The organism is Methanolobus sp. WCC1 (genome assembly GCF_045690315.1).
Classification (GTDB): Archaea; Halobacteriota; Methanosarcinia; order Methanosarcinales; family Methanosarcinaceae; genus Methanolobus; species Methanolobus tindarius.
Genome location: NZ_CP146979.1, coordinates 993,682 through 1,015,369 on the forward strand (window position 1 = coordinate 993,682; position 21,688 = coordinate 1,015,369).

Below are 21,688 nucleotides of genomic sequence, written 5' to 3' on the forward strand. Positions count from 1 at the left end.
CCACAGAAAACACATAGGGGATGATTGTGTTTTGTCTAATAAGTACTTAAAGTTTGTTGATACAGCGTTAGCTGTATCAGGAAACTCACACCTCCAGATATATAGCTGTAAATATTCTAAAAGAAAATACACTCAGCATCAGCTCTTGACATTGGTTTTGTTGAAAGAGTATCTTGATGAAGATTATCGGGATATCGTAGAAATTGTAGAATTAATGGATAAAGTTAAAGAGAGAATTGGACTAAAACAGATTCCACATTTTACTACTCTCCACAAATTCATTACAAGACTAAAATCTATCTACTTCAGTGGACTATTGCACCAAACACTAAAGCTGTTCTATTCCCATGGAGAACAAATAGAGATCACTGCTATTGATTCAAGCGGATTTACTAGTGGACATTGTAGCTATTATTATTCCTGGAGGACGGGAAAGAAGCGAAGATCTTTCCTGAAAACAAGTATCTCTGTTGATACTGGAAAGTTCATAATTACTGGATTCAGGATATCAGGTAAACCAGTTCATGATGCAAAGCATGCAATGGCATTGCTGCGGCAATGCCATAAAACTCGTAGATCAAAGTACTATGTGATGGATAAAGGATACGATTCTGAAAATATACATTCACTAACAAGAGAACAACTTGAATCCATAGCCATGATTCCTTTGAGACAAAGAAAGAGGAAGAGAATAAAAGGAGGGTACCGCAGAAAAATGGTATGGGAATTTGATAAAGATTTGTATCATAACAGAAATCTGGTTGAAACAATGTTCTCTGTCCTGAAAAGGAAATATGGTGAGGAAATAAGGGCAAAAAAGTATTGGAATCAACTGAAAGAAGTAAAATTCAAACTATTAGTGCATAACCTTGACAGATATGTCATGGTTATACTTATTGTCAAAATAAGGATTTCTACAGAGCCCAGTCCGCGTATAATACACCAGAAGGCTAAGGCCACATTTGCTTATCTTCTTTATGCAATCATTTTTGCAGGTATTCTTTATGGAACAGCGGGAACTGTGTTTCTGGAAAATGGCATCCTTTCCCGTTTAACCATCCTAAAGAACAATGTAGATGCAGCAGAGACTGATCTGTCATCTTATGAAAGTACAGATATTCCGGGAAATGATGAAATATCATCACTTGCTTCAAGCATAGATCATCTGGCTGAAACTCTCAATGCAAGAGAAAGTCTTCTTTCTTCAATTATAGAATCTGTTTCTGAAGGTGTCATTGTCATAGATGAAAACTACAAAATGACTCATTTCAAATCTAAGTTTATTGAACTATGGGATATTCCGGAACACACACTTGCTGAGAAAGATGGCCTTAAGCTATTTAATCATCTTAAAGACAGAATTGTCAATTATGATCATCTGTTTTCCATGTTGCGAAAATATCACATGACTACAGTAAGTAATGTTGTTGTTTTACAGTTCACTGATAATACATATTTTGAAGTTTCTACATTCCCCTTATTTGGAAAAGACAAAGTCATTGGCCGAATTCTTAGTTTCAGGGATATTACTGAGAGCAAGAAATCCGAAGACCTTCTTCGCGATAAAGAACGCAGGTTCAGGTTACTCTTTGAACATTCCAATGATGCAATTTTTATCGTGAAAGATGGAATGATTCAGGATCTTAATGAAAAAGCGTGCACTTTTGCATGTGTAACAGATCATGCCATTGTTGGCATAGAATTAAATGATCTGGTAAATAATGACCAGCTGGAATTGCTACATACAATTATCAGGGATTCAATAAAATATAACTTCAGTAAAGCTGAGATTCAGATAAAAAAAGCAAATGGAGAACAGATAGATGCTGAAGTAAGTGCTACTCTTGTGGATAAAAAAGACTTGATAGTCCAGCTTATCATTCGTGATATTACCGAAAGAAAAGAAATAGAAAGACTGGAACATGAAAATCAGGAAAGGATGAGTCTTATTATAGACAATATAAATTGTGGAGTAGTTGTCATCGATGCCAATACTCATGAGATAGTAGATGTTAACATCACTGCTCTGGAAATAGTTCAGCATAAAAAAGAAGACCTGATAGGCAGTCTGTGTCATAAATTCATTTGTCCCAGTCAAATTGGTAGTTGTCCGATTACTGATCTTGGTCAGTCCATTGACACATCAGAACGTGTGATTATACGTTCAGATGGTACAAAAGTCCCTATTCTGAAATCTGTGGAAATTGTTAATCTATCTGGCCGTGAACTCTTCATTGAAAGTTTCATAGATATTACCGACATAAAGAAAACTGAAAATGAGCTGATTGATGCAAAGATTAACGCGGAGGCTGCAAACAGGACTAAGAGCGAATTTCTCGCAACCATGAGCCATGAGCTGCGCACTCCCCTGAATTCAGTCATAGGCTTCTCTGATCTGTTGCTTGACGGAAGTTTTGGAGAACTTAATGACAAGCAAGGCAGGTTTATGGCAAACATATCCCATAGTGGAAAACACCTGTTGAATCTGATTAATGATATTCTGGATATTTCAAAAATAGAAGCAGGAAAGATGGAACTTTTCTATGAAATATTTGATTTTTCTGATCTGGTATCTGATATCCATCTAATGATGAAACCACTCTCATCAAAGAAAAATATTAATCTTGAATTCAACATGAGACCCAGGAGTATTTTCATAAACGCCGACAGGAGCAAACTGAAACAAATAATGTACAATATAATTGGCAATGCAATAAAATTTACTCCTGATAATGGTAAAGTTCATGTAGATATTTCAATGAAAGACCAGATACTTTTGCTGAGTGTCAAAGATAACGGTATTGGTATATCCAGTGATGACCAGGAAAAACTCTTCCATCCATTTGTACAACTTGACTCGGCAAGTACACGGAAGTTTGAGGGTACAGGTCTTGGCCTTGCTCTTGTAAAGAACCTTCTTAAACTTCATGGTGGTACAATTGATGTTGAAAGTGAGCAGGGTAAAGGTTCGACATTCTATATTGAAGTACCTCTGAATCTCAAAGAAAAGGATCTAAATGCCAGATTGATTACAGATGAGAACTCAGAAGATATCGTCCAAACGTCAACAATAAGTTCGGCAGATGATCTGGTAATTCTTGAACCGGAAAATTCAGATGGCTCGGAACCACTTATCCTTGTGGTGGAAGATGATCCGAATTCCAGAGAACTTCTGAGTTTTATGTTAAACGATGCAGGTTTCAGGTTAATTCTGGCAGAAGATGGTGCAGAAGCACTTGAAATTGCAAAAGAAGTGCATCCTTTTGCCATCACTCTTGATCTGAATCTGCCTGGTATGGATGGTACCGAAATACTGGAAAACCTGAAAAAAGACGATTGCACGTCTTCAATTCCAGTGTTGGTTCTTTCATCACTTGGTGAAAAGGATATCGGCATGATTGTTGGTATTGTGGATCACCTGACAAAACCTGTCGATTCTGATCGCTTGCTGGGACTTCTTTCTAATCTTGTTACAAAGTCCGGAAAAACATCGTTTAAGGCTCTGGTTATCGATGATGATCCAATGGTGGTTGAAATGCTTTCCGAGATGATACGTTCATTCGGATATGGTGTGATTACTGCCGGTGGTGGTCAGGAAGGTATCAGCAAGGCATTTGAAACTCATCCCGATGTCCTGATAGTTGATTTGATGATGCCTGATGTAAACGGTTTTGATGTTATATCAACATTAAAATCTGATTCAAGGACAATAAACATACCATTGATAGTATGCACTGCTAAGGATATAGAGTCTGATGAGGCGGACTATCTTAACAGCAATGCTTTCACCATACTTCAAAAGGGTGCATTCTCAAAAGAGGATCTTCTTGGTATTCTTGGAAAACTTGAAAAGCCATCCGGTGAAGCTAACTCTTCTGGTTCTTGTAAGGGGGGAATGTGAAGATGAACTTGAAAAAGTTGAAAAAACTGATTTCATTTTCCATTTTCTTATCTATCATACTTTTGAGTACCATTAGTCCGGGAGCTTTAGCTGAAGAAGATACAATCACTATTGCTGTGCTGTCAGACGAGTTACATGTCAAGCCTTTTGCAAGACTTAATGGCACTGATGCATACCTGTCATCTGAAATGCCGGAGTTCACATTCAATATGGTTCCTATGGATTTTGATTCCATGCAGGAAGGAATTTCATCTGATGAAATTGATTTTGTAATTGTTGATCCGGCAACATATGTTACTCTTGAGTATTCTAATGGAATTAGTAATATTGCAACTATGGAAACCGTTACATATCTGCCACCGGATTATGTGGTACAGGACTTAACATCTTTTCTGGGTAGTGTAATTATTACTGAGAATGATCGGGAAGATATTGAAAATTTGCCTGACACCACGGGGCTTTCTTTTCTTGTGGTAGAAACTCCTTCCAAAGAAGGATGGTGGCTTGCAAAAAGGGAATTTACAGAACATCGTATTTTTCCGGAAAATGATTTTGCATCTTTAGACTTTAATAATAACCCGGAGGAAATAGTTTATTCAGTATTAAATGGAGATTATGATGTAGGGATAGTTCCTTCCGGTATTCTTGAAAGAATGTACATGGAAGATAAAATTGATTTTGATGAGCTCAAAGTTGTTCACCCGCAGAATTATGATGATTATCCTTTTTTAGTAAGCACAAGACTGTATCCTGGCTGGGTAATTGCAAAATGTCCCCATACGTCAAAATCGATTTCAGAAAGAGTTTCTGTTTCATTACTCAGCATGCCTTCTTCACTCTCGCCTGACAGCAAGATCGGTGATGTTGCCGGCTGGACAGTGCCACAGGATTACAGTTCAGTACTTCAGTGCCTGATGGAAATAAATGAAGGCCCTTATCAGGGTCAAATAGACCTGATGGCAACACTCGACAGAATGAAATATTTCCTGGCAGGTGTACTGTTTTTGCTTATAATTGCAATTGCAAGTGTGTTCTATGTTAATAACCTGAATTCCAAGCTTCAAAATGAAATCGTTTCCAAGAATGAAGCTGAAGAGCTACTGAAAAGAAAACATTCCATTGAAAAGACAATGCTTACTGTTTCTTCAATGTTCACATATCCCGGGGATGTTGATGTGGCAATAGACATATCTTTGATGGAAATTGGAACTCTTTGCGGAGCAAATCGTGTCTACCTTTTTGTTTTCAATGAAAATGATGGAACAATGAGCAATACTCATGAATGGTGTTCAGAAGGTATAGAAGCCCAGAAAGATGAATTACAGGATTTACCCGCTGATATGTTCCCATGGTGGATGTCCAGGCTGAAGAATGATGAAATGATAAACATAAATGATATTTCATCATTACCTCCCGAAGCTTCTGCTGAAAAAGAAATACTTGAGATGCAGGACATAAAATCAGTTCTTGTTCTCCCGGTATTCACAGAAGGCAAACTTATAGGATTTGTAGGTCTGGATGAAGTTGAAGGAACACGGCAGTGGCATGATGATGATTTTGATACCCTGAATATGTACTCAACACTCATGGCAATGGTGCTTAAAAGGAGATATATGGAAAAGTCTCTCCGGGAAAGTGAACAGCACCTTAAAAGAGTTCTTGAAGGCAGCAATGAGGGTTCATGGGATGTAAACCTTAAGGAAGATTATCTTATTTTTAACAAAAGATATGCAGACATAATTGGATTTGATGAGGAAGAGATAGGTAGTAGTTTTGACTGGATGAAACAGCAAATTCATTCTGCTGATCTGGGATGTGCAGCATCAGCAATTGAAAATATTATTAATAAAACAACCGATGTGGCTGAATGTGAATATCGCATACGTGGAAAGGATGGCAAATATAGATGGGTCTCCAACAAAGGTAAGGTCGTTGAGTATTCTGAGGAAGGAGAGCCACTTCATATTGCCGGTGTTCTAGTGGATATATCTGAAAGGAAAGAAGCTGAAGCAGCCCTGCTGGCTGCAAAAAAAACAGCTGAAGAAGCAAGCCGTACCAAGAGTGAGTTCCTTGCCAATATGAGCCATGAGCTGCGTACTCCTCTAAATTCAGTTATCGGATTTGCAGATATACTGGCAGAAGAAACATTTGGTTCCCTTAATGGTAAGCAACAAAGGTATGTTGGCAATATCTCCAAGAGTGGAAGACATTTGCTCAGTCTTATCAATGATATTCTAGATCTTTCCAAGATTGAAGCCGGAAAGATGACACTTCATCCGGAAAAATTCGAAATAGGTGATTCACTGGATGAGATTAAATCAATTATTTCTCCACTGGCTCATAAAAAGGATATCAATCTTGAAATCAACATGGTTCCTGATGCAATTACAATAAATGCAGACAAAGGAAAATTCAAACAGATTATCTATAATCTTTTGAGTAATTCTATCAAGTTTACAGACAATGAAGGCTCTGTTTTTATCTACGTCACTTTGCAGGGTGATTGTGTACGTGTCGAAATAAAGGATAATGGAATAGGTATATCAAAAGAGAATCAGGAAAAACTCTTCAAGGCATTCACCCAGATAGATTCATCAAGCTGCAGGGTTTATGAGGGTACGGGGCTTGGTCTTGTCCTGGTTAAAAATTTCATAGAACAGCATCATGGAAATATATGGGTTGAGAGTGAGATAGGTTCTGGTTCTTCTTTTATCTTTGAGATACCTATTGATTTTGATGCAAGTTCTCCTGTCTGTGTCTCTGAATCCAATGGTGAAACTACTGAAGAGTATGAGGTAAGTGGGACAGTCTGTCCAATAACATCCGGAATTAAAAGTGTTGAAAATGAAGATAACTACCGTCCACTCATTCTTGTGGTTGAAGATGATAAAAAATCTCAGGAAATTCTTTCTTTTACATTAAGGGATGCAGGTTACAATGTCAGGTTTGCAGATAATGGAAAAGAGGCTCTTGAATTTGCAAAGAAACTTCATCCTTTCGCAATCACCCTTGATATAATGATGCCTGAAATGGATGGATGGGATGTTCTCAGGAATCTTAAAAAGGAAAAAGGAACCGAGGACATACCAGTCGTTATTGTTTCCATAGTGGATGAAAGGGATCTGGGTGTGATATGGGGAGCCTTTGATTATTTCGTAAAACCAATTGACAGGGAAGGACTTCTTTCATCACTTGACAGACTAAAGACACTTAAGTCATTTGAAAAGGTGAATGTACTTGCCATAGACGATGAACCTTCTGTGCTGGAACTCATGGATTCCATGCTTTCAACGGAAGGCTACAACGTGATTGTGGCTTCAAGTGGCAAAGAAGGTATTGAAAAGGCGCTTAAATCCTCTCCTGATGTAATTATACTTGATCTCATGATGCCGGTAATAGATGGTTTTGATGTTATCAAAGAATTAAAGAAGCATCCAAGTACCATTGATATTCCTATAATAGTCTGTACTGCAAAGGATCTTGATGTTCATGAGAAAGACGAACTTGATAAGAATGTGTCTTTTATAATGCAGAAAGGAATATTCAAAAAGCAGGATCTTCTTTCTTGCATCAGGAATGTGGAAAATCTTTCATCAAAGGCAGAAAAGGAATGAGCTGAAGTACTCATTCCTGTGGAATATTATCCATCTGAAGTTCGAATTCATCGGTAATTCCATTTACATCCACTGTATAGGTACCCTTTTCAAGACCGTACACCTCAAGAGCAATGGTTTCTTCAAATGGAACAAGTGCTTCAGTGCACATTTCATCTGCCGGTCTTATGGTTGTTATTTCAACTGTAAAACTCTTTGTTTCTTCATCATATGAGACTGTTTTCTCATTTATGGATGTGCATCCATCAGGCAGGTATCCTGTTGCAGTCACATGCACCTGGACAGGAAATGATTCAAGTATCAATATCTGTATGTTTTCTACGGTTGCATCCCCGTAAATGTACTTACTGCTGTTTTCTTCAGTAAGAACTGACTCATTGTCAGGGATTTCCGGTGGTTCGGCACATCCCAGTGTAAAAGTGGCAATAGTAACCAGTATGATTGTTAACAGTACTAATATACCTACAAATGTGTTGTTATTTTTCATAGACTCCTCACGCCCCCATAAGTCTAAATGAATCTAAACAGATAAAACATTTACTTTAACTTCGAATCAGTTTGAACTTAATGTAAGTTTCAAAGAGCTTAAAAAAGTTTATAAATATTTATGATTAATCCGCTGTTTTTGCAGATGGCAATGTAAAAATAAAAGTGCTTCCTTTGCCAGGTTCACTTTCAGCAGTAATCTTTCCGCCGTGTAGCTCTACAAGTTCTTTTGAAAGTGCAAGACCAAGTCCTGTTCCTTCATAAGTTCTAGATTCAAAGGATTCAAGCTGTGTAAATGGTTTGAACAATCTCTCTAACCCATCAGGTGCAATTCCAATTCCAGTGTCTGAAACAGATATCTGGATAAATTTCCCGTCATTTTTTGTTCCTATTGTCACCGAACCTCCTTCATTGGTGAATTTGATGGCATTACCCACAAGGTTATAGAGTATCTGCTTCAGTTTTGCCCTGTCAGCATATGCATATTCATTCTCAGGCCAGGGTGAAACATCAAGCTTTATTTCTTTTCTGCTTGCAATATGCTGAAGTGTGGCGATGATTTCTGCATAGGTTTCAACCAGTAATACATCTTCTTTATATAGTTTCATTTTCCCGGATTCTATCTTTGAAATATCCAGAATCTCGTTTATGATGTTAAGCAGGTGTTTTCCACTGTGGGAAATGTTTGACAGATATCCTGCCTGTTTTTCGTTAATATCTCCTGCCACCTGACTTCTCATCATGTCTGCAAATCCAATCACAGAATTTAGCGGCGTACGCAACTCATGACTCATATTGGCAAGGAACTCGGTCTTAGTCCTGTTTGAAGCTTCCGCATTAATTTTTGCCTGAAGTATCTCTTCTTCTGCTTTTATCCTCCCCGTGATATCTGTGCACATTGTAAGAATACGATTATCTGGTATTATCAGTGCTTCGATAACAAGATAAAATTTAGTTCCATTTTTATTTTCTACTTCAAATTCACCGGAGAATCGACCATTAGTTTTCAGTTGCTTGAAATTGTTTTCATGATGGAGTTTTTCATTTTTTGGGAACAGATCGTAAAAATGCATATTTAGTATTTTCTTTCTGGAATAGCCTGTAATTTTACAGGCCGCAGGATTTACATCTATGCATTTTCCTTCAAAGTCAATAACAAAAATAGGCTGAGGTGAAGCATTTACATATGTCCTGTATTTTTCCTCACTTTCCTGCAATGCCTTTTGTGCCATCCTTTCCCTGTGGATGTCAACAGCCATTTCAAATCGGACCATTCTCCCATCTGGCCATTCGATGGCTTTGTCGATGCAACGATACCAACGCTTGGTTTTGATGTTCTGTATCTCCCATACATGAGTTTTACCAATATTCTCTTCAAATATCAGATGATTAGTACAGAATGCACAGGGTGAATCGAATCCCTGAAGGGCACTGTAGCATTTTTCACCGATTATATTCTCTCCCATATCTTTTTTGATTGCCCTGTTGGCAAAAAGAAGTTCATAGGTAACAGGGTCAGCAACATATGCAGGGTCATCGAAGGCTTCAATTACCGAAAGAAGTTGTTCATGAGCTCTGGTAAATTCTTCTTCTTCTTTTCTTTGCAGTGTTATGTCCCTGCTTATTCCCATTGTGCCAATAAATTCGTCTTTTTCAGTATAAAGGGGTGCTTTATAAGTTTCAAATAACCTTTTAGTTCCATCGGGAAAAGTAATCAACTCTTCATTTATATGGGGTTGTTTTTCCATGATGATTTTTTGATCAATTCTTCTAATTGCGTCTGCATCCTTTTTGCTTAGTATATCATAATCAGTTTTCCCAATAATCTCTTCTATTTTCATTCCAAAGGATTTTGCCAGTTCTGCGTTACAAAGGAGAAACTTTCCATTTTCGTCTTTCCAATGGACAAGTTCAGGTACAGAGTTCACTAATCTTTCAAGCAGAACAGTTTTTTGGAGTAATTCCTTTTCCTTTTCTTTTTTAAAAGAATCAAAAGATAGTTCCATCTCTTTAACTCGGTTTTTAAGTTCCAGATTCTCTTTTTTAACTTCCCTGAACGATATGTTATCCTCTGTCATAACTATTCCTGGAATTAAATAGATGAATTATTTCTTGATAAAATCAATAATTTCGATTATGAGTTCCATAGTTTCCTCAATTTTAAGAGCCTGGATATTTTCTCTTTTAGGGATAGCTCCGAAACTATGGGACTCCGGTTTTTTCTTTGGTTCCATGGGACCGATGAGTTCTATTAAATAATCAATAGCTTCAGGGTTTATATTGAAGTCCTGTTTTTTATCAGAGAGTGCTTTTAGTAGTTCATCCGTATCCCTGAAGTCCTCTTTCAGATAATCATAATAAAGGGATCTGTGGCCTTCTCCTGCAAGGGGAAAATTGCTTCTTATAAGATCTACAAGAAGGCTGTTTATGAGTCTTTTTGATAGTTCAAGACTTGCCATGTAAAAACCCTGTTTATAACAGCTATTAATTTCCGTGCGTATGGAATTGTAATGATCATCGAAAAAATCGATATCTATTAGCTTATTTTGTTTTACAATAGAAGATGAATCCACTCTATTTATAGGGTTTATTTTTACAAAGCTTTCCATTTCAAATGTAAAATCACTGCTTCTTGCTACAGATGTCTCCAAAATGGACATCTGTTCTTTCAGCCTTTTAGTGATAATTGAATCAGTATAGCTTTTTGGCCTGTCCTTAAAATAGATGCCATGAATATAATCCTGTACAGTATATGTGTATTCGTTCATTCCCGTACGTTTGTTAGTGTGATACAGACTTTCAAATCTGGTAGCTTTGTCAGGTACCATACTCCGAATGAGTGGAAGACATTTTGCATACCATTTTACATATTCAGAAGTGAAAATATTCCGGTTTTTCTGGTATTCATGCTCGTTATTCGCAGGCATTTCTTCCAGCAGTTCCAGTAGTTTTTCTCCTTTACTCACAAGTTCTGAAATGTCTTTCCTTGAAATGTCATTTGGATTCTTTTCCATCACGTATTATATTACATTTCTTATAATATATAATATATATTCACTAAAATTAGGATGAACAGTATTTTATTCTATCGTACCAACATATTTCATATATTTTGGATAGAAGGAGTGTTGTAGAAATGGATGTTCTGTGGCTTGATCAGTCTGATGTTAAAAATGTAATCAATATGCCTCTTACCCTGTCTGCTGTGGAAAATGGTTTCAGGGAACATGGACTTAAAAAGGTACAGATGCCTCCAAAGTCTTATCTCTATTTTGAAAATCACAATGGAGACCTGCGTACCATGCCATCGTTTATGGAAGTAAAAGATATTGCAGGTGTAAAAATAGTCAATGTGCACCCTGATAACCGTGAAAAAGGACTTCCAACTGTGATGGCCGTCATAGTTCTCAATTCCACAGAAACCGGTGCTCCTCTTGCTATCATGGATGGTACACATGTAACTGACATGAGGACCGGTGCTGCAGGCGGAGTTGCTGCAAAGTATCTTGCACGAAAAGATTCCCATGTGGTTGGAATGGTTGGCACAGGAGGCCAGGCACGAACTCAATTGCTTGCATTGTCAGAAGTAATGGATATCGAGGAAGTTAAGATTACATGCAGAAATACTGGTCATTGTGATTCCTTTGAAAAGGATATGAAAAAAGTAGTCCGCTGCGACTTTAAGCGAAAGCAGAGTATTAAGGATGTATGTGACTGCGATGTCCTTGTTACAACAACACCTGTAAGAGAGCCGGTTGTAAAAGCTGAATGGATACATGAAGGCACACATATTAATGCCATCGGTGCTGATGCTGTGGGTAAACAGGAACTGGAGTCCTCTATCATGAAAAAGGCAAGGATAATTGTAGATGATATCGTACAGGCATCGCATTCCGGAGAGGTAAATGTGCCACTGTCGCAGGAAGTAATCTCAGAATCAGACATCCATGCAGAACTTGGAGAAATTGTCGCAGGTGTTAAAAAAGGTCGCCTGTCTGACGATGATATTACAATATTTGATTCCACCGGGCTTGCAGTACAGGATCTTGTGACTGCTAATATGGTATATACAAAAGCTCTGGAGCTGGGAATTGGGAAGAAGGTAAAGTTGTTCTGAAATTTAAAGCAGGATTTTTCTACATTAATTTACCTATAAGGTTCATATTTTTTCGTATATGTCTCCGGTGTCCAGATTTTCGATATTATAGGCCGTCATTATCATGCCATATACTCCGATTTTCCCTCCATGACTCATTTTGCCTGTAATTCGAAGTCTGTCATTTTTTATAACCGGGCAGATTCCTGAATATAGAACAACAAGCCTGTGGTCGTTATGTTCCACTGAAAAAACGCTTACATATTTGTTATTCAGCCATCCGAATACAATAATAAATGGTATTCCTAAAAATGAAGTAAGTCTGTTGACAATGTTTGAGTCTGTGACTGCATACGCTTCTATGGTTTCTTCTTCATCCATTCTTAAAACGCTCATTTTCTTTATTTTAGAAAAAGTTAGATTATTTTCAAGTTAATAGACAATAGGTCGTAATAAATTTTATCATATATCTTAATTTCTTGGTAATATTTAATGTGTATACTCTTATTTCTTCTCTGTTTTTTCCAGAGCTTTTCAGAACTGCTAAAAAGCTGTCTATGTTCGCAGTTAAACACAATGCTTAAATACTGATATGTCATACATATGTAGTGTTAAGGCTACATATGCAGGATGATATATTCCTGCGATACAGGAAGGTGTAAAAAATGAAAAAAACTACAACAATCCTCCTTGCTGGAATGCTTATTATGGCAATTGCAGGGATTGGGATGGCAAGCGCAGCAACAGATGATACTGATGACACTACTTTCTTCGCACAGATGTCCAGATGGGCTGGACAATGTGTCGGATATGCAAATGGATACATGAACGGTTATGGATATGCAGACTGCCCGGTTTATGGATCATATGTAACTGATGGAGCAGCAGCTGATATTGAAGTAGACAATATAGATGATGCTATTACTATTGCAGAAGATGTAACCGGACAGGATATATCAGAATCAAGTGTCTACCAGATGGGAAGATGGTGGGTATTTACTTACACAGAAGATGATACTGTAAAACAGGGTCGTATAGATGCCTACACTGGCGAAGTAATCGAAGACTTCTATGCAGATGCCACATATCAGGGCCAGTACTATCAGGGTGGACGTGGCATGCGTGGTGGAAGCTACGGTGGTTCCGGCGGCTGCGGTTATAGGTACTGATAAGTGTCTCCAGGATTCAATAAACAAGTGTGGAAGGTAGAAAAGTAGTAATACTCATCTTTCCATATAATTCCTTATTAGAAATATAATTTTTAAATTTTTAAGGGTGAAACTAATTATGTATGATATGATGGGCACTGGCATGTATGGTTTTGGAATATGGGGTCTGCTTTTGAACATAATAATTATCTTTTTAGTTGTCTGGGTGACAGTTACACTTCTGAATAAGTCCGGTTCAGGCGGCTCAGAAAACAATGAACGTCTTGCCAGGGTTGAAAAGGATGTAGAGGACGTCAAAAAAATGGTTCAGGATATAAAGGATAAACTTGATGATATTTAGATCAATTATCCGTTCTCTTATTTAAGATTACAGAACTAAGTACGGCAGGTTCTCAGATGACAAAAACACTTCAGCAAATAATAACTATCGGAGAAGCTATTTCTCATCCGGTCAGGTTAAAACTCCTGTATCTGCTCTCAGAAAGGGAGAGATACATATATGATCTGGCAAAGGATCTTGATCTGTCACGTCAGGTCATCCAGCTTCACCTGAAAAGGCTGGAAAAAGCCGGTTTTGTTGAAAGTGACCTGAGACTTGAGGATAATGATAACCGTGCCAAGAAATTCTACAAACTGAAAGAGTTCGATGTTGATATTTGCCTTAAAGACCTGGATGAAATATTCAGTTAATTTTTTCTTCCATTTTCTGCTTTCGCACAAAAAGCAATCTTTTTATTTTGAATTCATTTTTAGTTGAAATCTGCTATTGCATACTAAATATATCTCATTGGTATGATCTATAAATCGTGCTGGGATAAACTTCTCTTATTATATCTATTGTAGTAATTTTATATGGTGCACAATATCACAACTGTTATATACTTCTCACGCATTTTAAAGCCAACAAGATCGGTTCAATGCTGAAAGAAATTTCTGACATATTGCATATCTGCACATAAAGCAATATGGAGTTCTGTCATGTTCTTTCGGTGTCTGGTCCGAATGGTGGTACGCATGAAAACAAAAACGAATTTCAATGTTAAGAGAGTCTTCGCTCTCTCACTCGTAAGTATTTTTCTTCTCACAGCAACACTGTCGATGACAGCAATGGCTACTGAAGACACAGTTGTCATCCCTTATGGTGATTCTGGTTACAAATACAAGATCATTGACAAAGATGAATCAGATGACTTTACAACCTTTAATTTTGATGATTCCGAATTTGCTTCAGGAATTGCAGGTTTTGGTTCAATCTATTCTGGTTGTGTTCTCACAGATGAACAGTATGTAAAGACGGAATGGCCAGTTAACACATATATTGCTGTAAGAAAGGAACTCAATCTTCCTGCAGGCACAAGTAATATGAAGATTTCTGTTGCCATTGACAACGATGTTCAGATTTTTGTCAACGGTGTGGATGTATCAAATGGTATGCAGACACATGAAGGATGTCCAAGTTTGGGCAGTTTTGTGTTTGAAGTAGATGACAGCATACTGTTGGAGGGTACAAACCTTATCGCAATTAAGGGAAGAGACCGCGGAACAGCAAGTTTCCTTGACATCAAGGTCACAGCAGATGTTCCAAACACAGAGGAAATACCAGAATTCCCAACAATTGCTCTGCCAATAGCTGCAATTATTGGACTTGCTTTCGTATTCAAAAGAGAGTAAACATTAATTGGCGAATAATAACTTCGCCATATATTTTTCAATTTTTTGCTCTTTATTCCTTTTTATCATTCTGAAGCATCTCCTTAGTGCTTTTTCGCAAGAACTCTTATATCATGACATCTAACTTCTTTCAGGGAAGTAAAAAGAGGAAGTATAGCATGCTTACAAAGCAGGAAAAGTTCTGGGAAAGGGATAATTTCCTGGTTATTACAGATGGTACGAAACCTGCCATTAAATGGACAATTGATGAACTTAAAAAAAGAGGGAGAGCAGTTACAGTGCTTGATTACTCTGATAAGCCAGTTGAAGGTTCAATCCAGAATATACCAGAGGTTCCTGATGGTGTAAGGAATGTGGTTATAGGCATTACGAAACGGGAACCTGCAAGAGTTATTGAGAAGCTGGCTGAAAAGGGAATTATTGATTTCTGGGTTCACTGGAAGACTGATACCTGTGATGTTAATCACCTGGAATATGATCCAAATCTCAGGATAATCACCGGAAGATGTCCTATGATGTATCTTGGAAGCGGAGCAAGTATTCATGGGTTTCACAGACTTATGGCTAAAACCTTAGGCAAGTTTTAGGTACATATTAGGCAAATACTAGTTTGTCAGATCTTATATTGGTTAAATCTGGCATTTGGACATTTAATTATCCAGCATCCTCCAAAAATATAAAAAGAAATAGTAACATATTTTATATTGGGTGAAGATGACAGGATGGTAAATACACTGTCACATCTGGGAATCGGGTTACTGATAGCATCAGTTGCAGGACTAAATAAAAGGCAGATAAAAATAGTTGCTTTCATGTCAATACTGCCTGATCTGGATTTCATATTGAATGTATTATTCCTTGCAATAGACGGACACCTTAATCACCAGGTGTATAACGTTCTCTACTATATGATGGGTCACAGGGAGTTCATGCATTCCCTTATTTTTGCCTTGTTTGTAACAATTTATATATGGTATCGGGAAAAAGACCGGATGCTTATTATCGCTTCAGGTGCTGCCATACTGAGCCATATATATCTGGATTATGTTACAAGCTGGAAAATGAGGCCACTTTTTCCTTTCATAAAAGAAACGTCAACAATAGGTGCAATTGATTTCTTCGATCCCCTGATCACGGTCATATCATTTATACCGCTGTTCTATATTATGCTGGGTCGTGTCCGTGCAAACAAAAACAATGGTGTTTTTGGTAATAGAAATAATTCATCTTCAAAAGTAAATTCTCATATACGCTCGCTTCTTCAGGTAAATGGTGGCTGGTTTAATGGTAGTTCAAAAGGTGAACACAGGTCGCTTTACAGGAAATTACTGACAATATTTGTCATATGGTGCGTTTTCAATCCGCTTGCAAAAGCAGTTTTGGTTTCAGATCTTGAAAAGACAGAAGGTCACGAAATCAGCTATCAGGATTCTTATCCTATTTCTCCTGGAATCTTTCTTTCAGCTTATGAGTTCAATGAGACCACATATAAAATACTCATTTCAAATTACTGGTCTGGTGTGGATAAAGAAAGATTTGTGGACAAGTGTTATTGTGATCAGGATTCCTCTGCTACGTACATAACAAGAGCGCAGTTACTGTATAATTCAAGTCTTCCGGGAGAGGTAGACTACCCGGTGTATAATGTTTCCACTTATGATTCCAATGTCACTGTAGTTCTAAGTGATGCACGTAATCCTTTTGCTCAGTACTGGGCTTATTTTAAGACTGAATATATTTTTGTATTCTATACTGATAGCGAAAATTATGATGTTTATCTGAAAAGGAATGTTCAGTATAACAAACCACTGCCAGTGGGCATGTTTGAGTGATTCTGTGAACATGATGTTCAGTATTAAGTACATGCTAATTTTATTCATGTACATCATTCTAAATATAATAACAAACTACTTTTATATGAGTTCATATAATGTAGTGATTGCAGTCAATTACAAGGAGATTGTGACATTGAGGGAAAATGAGAGCAATTTGGTTATGGATATTAAAATTCATGAGTTCGTTGACAAGGACACATGGCAATTGCACCTTGCTTTGCATGCAAATAATCTGCTGCTTGGCGTAGCATTTGCAAACCTTGGCAATTCGAAGTATGATAACGAAACCGTGGTAGCGGCAATACAGAGCCTTAAGAACGAGTATTACAAGGCAATCGGATCTCCCATGAGATACAAAAATGGAAGTCTTACATTTCTGCCTGCTGACCCGGGAATCGTCGCAAAAGAGTCACAAAAAGCATCTGAAATGGAGATAAAACATGTCTGCACAACAGAAAAAGCAGTGGCTATATCACATTAATATAAATGCTGGCACCAACGATCCCCTCAGATAAATGCACCCTCTTGCATTAACTAAATTGTTTGCTTTCAACCGCCAGCATTTATATTCTCCTAAATATAAATGAAGTGCGAAAGCAAGCATCTGAGTTCTTTTCTCTTAATTATTCTTTCTCTTAACTATTCCGGGTCTTAGTTTCTAAGTTTTTTATTTTGTTTTATGATTTTTACCAAAGAGTATACGTATTTCCTGCACAACACTTTTTACATTATAATTTCATAATGAAAATAGGAGGAGTAGGAAATGCTGGATGACGATCTCGATAGTCTTCTTGATACAAAGCCTTCAGAAAGAGAAAGGGTCAAAGCCGAACATGAACTTGCTCACAAGGCAGCTTCACATCCAATAAGACGTCAACTTATCAGGGCAATTGGTGTATTTGGAGCTACAAGGAGTGAGATTCTGGAAAATACGGAGCTTGATGAAAAGGTGTTCAAGTATCACACAGAGTTTCTTATTAATGGGGAATTCCTGAATCTTATAGAGGACAAATATTCCTTGAGTGACAAAGGAATAGAACTTCTCGAATGTATCTGAGTCAGGGGGTAAATCATGGTTCAACTCAGACAATTTAAACTTTTAGTCAGTTGTATATTGATTCTGGTTCTTTCAGTTAGTGGATGTACTGAAGATTCACAGCAGAAGCAGCAAGAAACCAATACATCAGATGAAGCTACTGTTTTTGACGGAAAGGAACTGACTCCCATTTCAGAACAACGAAATAATGGGATTAAAGGTACCCAGTACATAGATAAGGACACATACGAACTCAGGATTTATGGAATGGTGGATAAGCCCATGAGCTTTACTTATGATAAGTTGCTTGCATATCCTTCAGTTTCAAGGTTCGTGCGCATGGATTGTGTTGAAGGATGGGGATTCGATGCAAAATGGACCGGTGTAACCATGAACACATTGTTCAACGAGACCGGTGTAAACAACAGTGCAACTACAATTATATTCTACTCAGCCGATGGCTATTCCACAAGTCTTGATTTTGATTACATTGTGGACAATGACATCATGCTTGCCTATGAACTAAACGATATCACTCTGCCCGCAGACAGGGGATTTCCACTACAGCTTGTAGCTGAGAGTAAATACGGCTACAAATGGGCAAAATGGATTACTTCAATAGAGGTTACCGATGAGCCTTACAAAGGATACTGGGAAACTGCCGGCTACAACAACAACGCAGATGTTGGTGGACCTGCATTTGAAAGATAATTTGCAGGCCGGAACGTTAATTTATATAACCTGAAGCTGTAAATATAGCTCAAATGGCTCCAATGGACAGCATCATCTCAATTAACGGTCTTTCAAAGAGCTTCGGGCGAAGGAAAGCATTGAGCAATATCAACCTTGAGATCAAAAAAGGTGAGTTTGTTACAATATTCGGTCCTAACGGAGCCGGTAAGACCACTCTTCTCAAAATAATGTCCACAATCATCACTCCTTCCAGGGGAAGTGTGCTTGTTAATGGAATTGATGCCAAAAAGCACCCTGATAAAATAAGGGGAATGATTGGTGCTATTTCACACGATACTTATCTTTACGATGAACTGACAGCAAGGGAGAACCTTGTTTTTTTTGCCCGGATGTACGGAATTGAGAATAATAACATCGACTCAAGAGTTGATTCCATTCTGAAAAGTGCAAATCTTCTTCAGCGTTCCGATGAGCGTGCCGGTTCATTTTCAAGAGGAATGAAACAGAGGCTTTCAATTGCAAGGGCACTTTTGCACCAGCCTGAAATTTTACTCATGGATGAGCCATATACTGGACTCGACCAGCATGCTGCTGCTAATTTTGAGCGTGTGCTCATGAGTACCGGAGATTCTGATGTTACAAGGATTATGATAACCCACAATATCGAGCGTGCTTTTGAACTATGCGACCGCATGCTCATAATGGATAGGGGAGAAATTTGCTTCGATAAACTAAAAACTGAAATTAAAAGCTTGGAAGAGTTCAAAGAAAGGTACCTTTCCATAGTGGAAAAGGATACCGATGCAGAGGGCATTAGTAACGTCTAAAGTACTGTGGTGAGATTATGAAGAAAAGCCTCTACATTGCAGCAAAGGATCTCAGGTCGGAGTTTCGCACAAAACAGATGCTCAATTCCATGCTCATCTTCTCGCTTATCGTTATAGTTATTTTCAGCATCTCATTCGGTGATGTTCTAAGCCAGACAGAACTTGTTGGAAAACTTGCTCCCGGCATTCTCTGGGTGGCTTTCACCTTTGCAGGAACCCTTGGACTTTCACGTTCTTTTGCAGGTGAGATGGAAAACGGTTGTCTTGAAGGACTGAAACTCTCACCTATCGACAGAAGCTCAATCTACATCGGGAAAACAATATCAAATGCTGTCCTGATGTTCATTGTTGAATTGCTCACAATACCAATCTTCATCGTTTTGTTCAACTACAACATCAGTGGTATTCCGGGACTTGCACTTGTAATCTTCCTGGGAACTTTCGGTTTTGTAAGTGTTGGAACCCTGCTTTCAGCATTGTCAGCAAGCACAAGAGCAAGGGAAATAATGCTCCCGGTTCTTTTGTTGCCATTAATAATTCCTGTGATAATTCCTGCTGTCATGGCAACAGGGTCAATACTCACAGACGGTGGAATTGGTAGTATTGCTTCGGAACTCAGGTTGCTTGTTGTGTATGACCTGATATTCTTTGTTGTGGGACAGCTTGTGTTTGAATATACTGTGATGGATTAGGAATTCTGAATTATCAGAATTGATTCCTATCACATTAAAAAAGAAAATTCAACATTTATTCAGGTCTGACATATACAAAACATCATGGCATAATCTGTTGATCAGACTTTTATCATGGCTAACAACGAGAACTCCGATATCCAGTTCTTCAACGATGCCTAAAATGCTCTGCCATATCTGGGCCTGTGTAATGGCATCTACCATGGTTGTAATCTCATCAGCTATCAGGAATTTTGTTTTTGGTCCAAGGGCCCTTGCAAGAGCAAATCTCTGTAGCTCCCCCCCTGAAAGTTCATTAGGCCACCTGTTAAGCCAGTTCTCCTTAATTCCAAAAGCATCCAGAATATCTGGGGAAACATCATGTCCTTCTTTCAGTATATCCTTCATTTTCCATTTAGGATTAACAGCTTTTTCAGGGTGCTGAAAGATTAACTGTACAGGATTATATCCATTAGATGAGATTTTATTTCCGTCTACACTTACATTCCCATTGTAGTTTTTCTCATATCCAGCCAGTATCTTGCTTAAGGTTGATTTGCCACATCCGCTGTCTCCCACCAGTCCCAACACCTCTCCGCTGCCCAGAGAAATGTCCACATCCTGTAGGATCAAATTGTTCTCTTTGTATCCGAAACTGATATTTTCGCCTTTAAGATACATTATTGCACCTCACCATGCCGCCGTTGAACATTTTTAACTCAGGAACGCACTTTGAGCAAACTTCTCCTCTTGTAGTACATCTTTCATAAAAGAAACATCCTTCAAGCACTTCATCCTGCATTGGTTGATGACCTTTTATAGCCTGGAACTTGTTTTGTGGCAGGGCATTCCATAGTGCCTTCGTGTATTGATGCCTTAGTTTTTCCCCTTCCCCTGAAAAGTCATCTGTATTTGCAATTTCCAGAATTGTACCAGCGTAAAAGATAGCGATCTTATCAGAGATTTTTAGTGCAGCTTCAATATCGTGGGTTATGAGGATAACTGCATATCCTTTGTTTGCCATATCCTTGAAATATCCCAGAGTTTCATTCAGGTTCTTTTCATCCAGTCCAGGTGTTGGTTCGTCTGCTATCACAATCTTTGAGGAACTCATCACAGCAGTTGAAACAAGGACTCTTCTTATCATTCCTCCTGAAAGTTCATGAGGGAACATCTTTTCTACTTCAGGTTTCAGGTCATATTTCTTGAATATCTCTCTCTGAAGCTTCTTCCTTGATTCTGAATTCTTATCATCAACACTTCCTATGACCTGACTGGAAATTCTCATCAAAGGATCAAGATATGTGGTTGATTGTGGAATTAGGACAATTTCCTTACCTCTGAGTTCCTCTTTTTCTTTCTGAGTTAGATTCTGGCCATTGTATTCCATAGTGCCAGTAAGCTTTGCGTTTGATGGAAGAATACCTAAAATAGAATGTGCCAGGAGACTTTTCCCGGAACCGCTGGACCCAACAACAGCTAGAATCTCACCACTGTAAGCTTCCATGCTCAAATTGGATATCACTTTTAGCTCTGTTTGCCTTAGTCCCGCAGCATATTGAATGAAAGAAAGGGAAATATCCTTGACCTTTAGCAGGGCTTCAGATTTCTCCTTTTTTTCAGCGTTAATTTGAGATGTATTTGTCATACTTCACCTCTTTAATAATTTGATTGACTTATTGTTTGATA

At 38.1% G+C, this 21,688-nt stretch carries 20 protein-coding genes and 1 pseudogene; 15 read left to right on the forward strand and 6 right to left on the reverse strand.

Features of this window, described 5'->3' with window-relative positions; all coding sequences use genetic code 11:
- Positions 1-31 precede the first annotated feature (31 nt).
- The 3 genes and pseudogenes from V7O61_RS05045 to V7O61_RS05055 form a co-directional block, all read left to right on the forward strand.
- Positions 32-922 (forward strand): annotated as a pseudogene (locus V7O61_RS05045) (IS5 family transposase); the annotation flags it as partial.
- A 483-nt stretch (positions 923-1,405) separates the two neighbouring features.
- Positions 1,406-3,901 carry a response regulator gene (locus tag V7O61_RS05050; RefSeq protein WP_407347479.1) on the forward strand — a complete coding sequence of 832 codons (2,496 nt, stop codon included), beginning with the start codon at positions 1,406-1,408 and terminating at the stop codon, positions 3,899-3,901.
- Positions 3,902-3,903: 2 nt separating this feature from the next.
- On the forward strand, positions 3,904-7,515 hold the full coding sequence (locus tag V7O61_RS05055) for a response regulator (protein ID WP_407282550.1): 3,612 nt from the start codon (positions 3,904-3,906) through the stop codon (positions 7,513-7,515).
- 10 nt (positions 7,516-7,525) lie between these two features.
- Here the strand turns inward: V7O61_RS05055 and V7O61_RS05060 are convergent, their stop codons facing one another.
- The 3 genes from V7O61_RS05060 to V7O61_RS05070 all read right to left on the reverse strand — a co-directional run bounded on the left by V7O61_RS05060 (position 7,526) and on the right by V7O61_RS05070 (position 11,015).
- Positions 7,526-8,002 (reverse strand): hypothetical protein, encoded by a 477-nt coding sequence (locus tag V7O61_RS05060; protein ID WP_407282549.1) that lies wholly within the window; start codon positions 8,000-8,002, stop codon positions 7,526-7,528.
- 124 nt (positions 8,003-8,126) lie between these two features.
- Positions 8,127-10,079: a PAS domain-containing sensor histidine kinase gene (locus tag V7O61_RS05065; protein WP_407282548.1), complete on the reverse strand. Its 1,953-nt coding sequence runs from the start codon at positions 10,077-10,079 to the stop codon at positions 8,127-8,129.
- Positions 10,080-10,106: 27 nt separating this feature from the next.
- Positions 10,107-11,015: a hypothetical protein gene (locus tag V7O61_RS05070; RefSeq protein ID WP_407282547.1), complete on the reverse strand. Its 909-nt coding sequence runs from the start codon at positions 11,013-11,015 to the stop codon at positions 10,107-10,109.
- Positions 11,016-11,137: 122 nt separating this feature from the next.
- Between V7O61_RS05070 and ala the strand changes: the two genes are divergently transcribed.
- On the forward strand, positions 11,138-12,118 hold the full coding sequence (gene ala, locus V7O61_RS05075; RefSeq protein ID WP_407282546.1) for an alanine dehydrogenase: 981 nt from the start codon (positions 11,138-11,140) through the stop codon (positions 12,116-12,118).
- A 42-nt stretch (positions 12,119-12,160) separates the two neighbouring features.
- Here ala and V7O61_RS05080 read toward each other — a convergent pair whose 3' ends face one another.
- The gene (locus V7O61_RS05080) at positions 12,161-12,478 is read right to left on the reverse strand and encodes a hypothetical protein (protein WP_023844129.1); all 318 of its coding nucleotides are present in this window, start codon (positions 12,476-12,478) and stop codon (positions 12,161-12,163) included.
- A gap of 284 nt (positions 12,479-12,762) precedes the next feature.
- Here V7O61_RS05080 and V7O61_RS05085 point away from each other — a divergent pair, with 284 nt between their 5' ends.
- From V7O61_RS05085 to V7O61_RS05135, 11 genes are all read left to right on the forward strand, one after another.
- Complete coding sequence (locus tag V7O61_RS05085; protein WP_407282545.1) at positions 12,763-13,266, forward strand: PepSY domain-containing protein; 504 nt, start codon at positions 12,763-12,765, stop codon at positions 13,264-13,266.
- A 118-nt stretch (positions 13,267-13,384) separates the two neighbouring features.
- Positions 13,385-13,606 (forward strand): hypothetical protein, encoded by a 222-nt coding sequence (locus tag V7O61_RS05090; protein ID WP_407282544.1) that lies wholly within the window; start codon positions 13,385-13,387, stop codon positions 13,604-13,606.
- Positions 13,607-13,662: 56 nt separating this feature from the next.
- On the forward strand, positions 13,663-13,956 hold the full coding sequence (locus V7O61_RS05095; RefSeq protein WP_023844126.1) for a winged helix-turn-helix domain-containing protein: 294 nt from the start codon (positions 13,663-13,665) through the stop codon (positions 13,954-13,956).
- Between the two features lie 324 nt (positions 13,957-14,280).
- Positions 14,281-14,937, forward strand: coding sequence for a PEF-CTERM sorting domain-containing protein (locus tag V7O61_RS05100; protein WP_407282543.1), 657 nt, complete (start codon positions 14,281-14,283; stop codon positions 14,935-14,937).
- A gap of 158 nt (positions 14,938-15,095) precedes the next feature.
- On the forward strand, positions 15,096-15,524 hold the full coding sequence (locus tag V7O61_RS05105) for a hypothetical protein (RefSeq protein ID WP_407282542.1): 429 nt from the start codon (positions 15,096-15,098) through the stop codon (positions 15,522-15,524).
- A gap of 117 nt (positions 15,525-15,641) precedes the next feature.
- Positions 15,642-16,769, forward strand: coding sequence for a metal-dependent hydrolase (locus tag V7O61_RS05110; RefSeq protein WP_407282541.1), 1,128 nt, complete (start codon positions 15,642-15,644; stop codon positions 16,767-16,769).
- A gap of 85 nt (positions 16,770-16,854) precedes the next feature.
- Complete coding sequence (locus V7O61_RS05115; protein WP_407282540.1) at positions 16,855-17,253, forward strand: hypothetical protein; 399 nt, start codon at positions 16,855-16,857, stop codon at positions 17,251-17,253.
- Between the two features lie 282 nt (positions 17,254-17,535).
- A complete protein-coding gene (locus tag V7O61_RS05120) occupies positions 17,536-17,829 on the forward strand; it encodes a hypothetical protein (protein WP_407282539.1) in 294 nt (97 codons plus the stop codon).
- Between the two features lie 15 nt (positions 17,830-17,844).
- Complete coding sequence (locus V7O61_RS05125) at positions 17,845-18,519, forward strand: molybdopterin-dependent oxidoreductase (protein WP_407282538.1); 675 nt, start codon at positions 17,845-17,847, stop codon at positions 18,517-18,519.
- Between the two features lie 53 nt (positions 18,520-18,572).
- A complete protein-coding gene (locus tag V7O61_RS05130) occupies positions 18,573-19,328 on the forward strand; it encodes an ABC transporter ATP-binding protein (protein WP_407282537.1) in 756 nt (251 codons plus the stop codon).
- 17 nt (positions 19,329-19,345) lie between these two features.
- On the forward strand, positions 19,346-20,020 hold the full coding sequence (locus V7O61_RS05135) for a heme exporter protein CcmB (protein ID WP_407282536.1): 675 nt from the start codon (positions 19,346-19,348) through the stop codon (positions 20,018-20,020).
- A 48-nt stretch (positions 20,021-20,068) separates the two neighbouring features.
- On the opposite strand, the gene V7O61_RS05140 is transcribed toward V7O61_RS05135, so the two are convergent.
- Entirely contained in the window at positions 20,069-20,680 is a 612-nt protein-coding gene (locus tag V7O61_RS05140; RefSeq protein WP_407282535.1) for an ABC transporter ATP-binding protein, read from the reverse strand.
- Positions 20,670-21,647, reverse strand: a complete 978-nt coding sequence (locus V7O61_RS05145; RefSeq protein WP_407282534.1) for an oligopeptide/dipeptide ABC transporter ATP-binding protein — start codon at positions 21,645-21,647, stop codon at positions 20,670-20,672. Before V7O61_RS05145 ends, V7O61_RS05140 begins: the two co-directional genes overlap by 11 nt.
- Positions 21,648-21,688 lie beyond the last annotated feature (41 nt).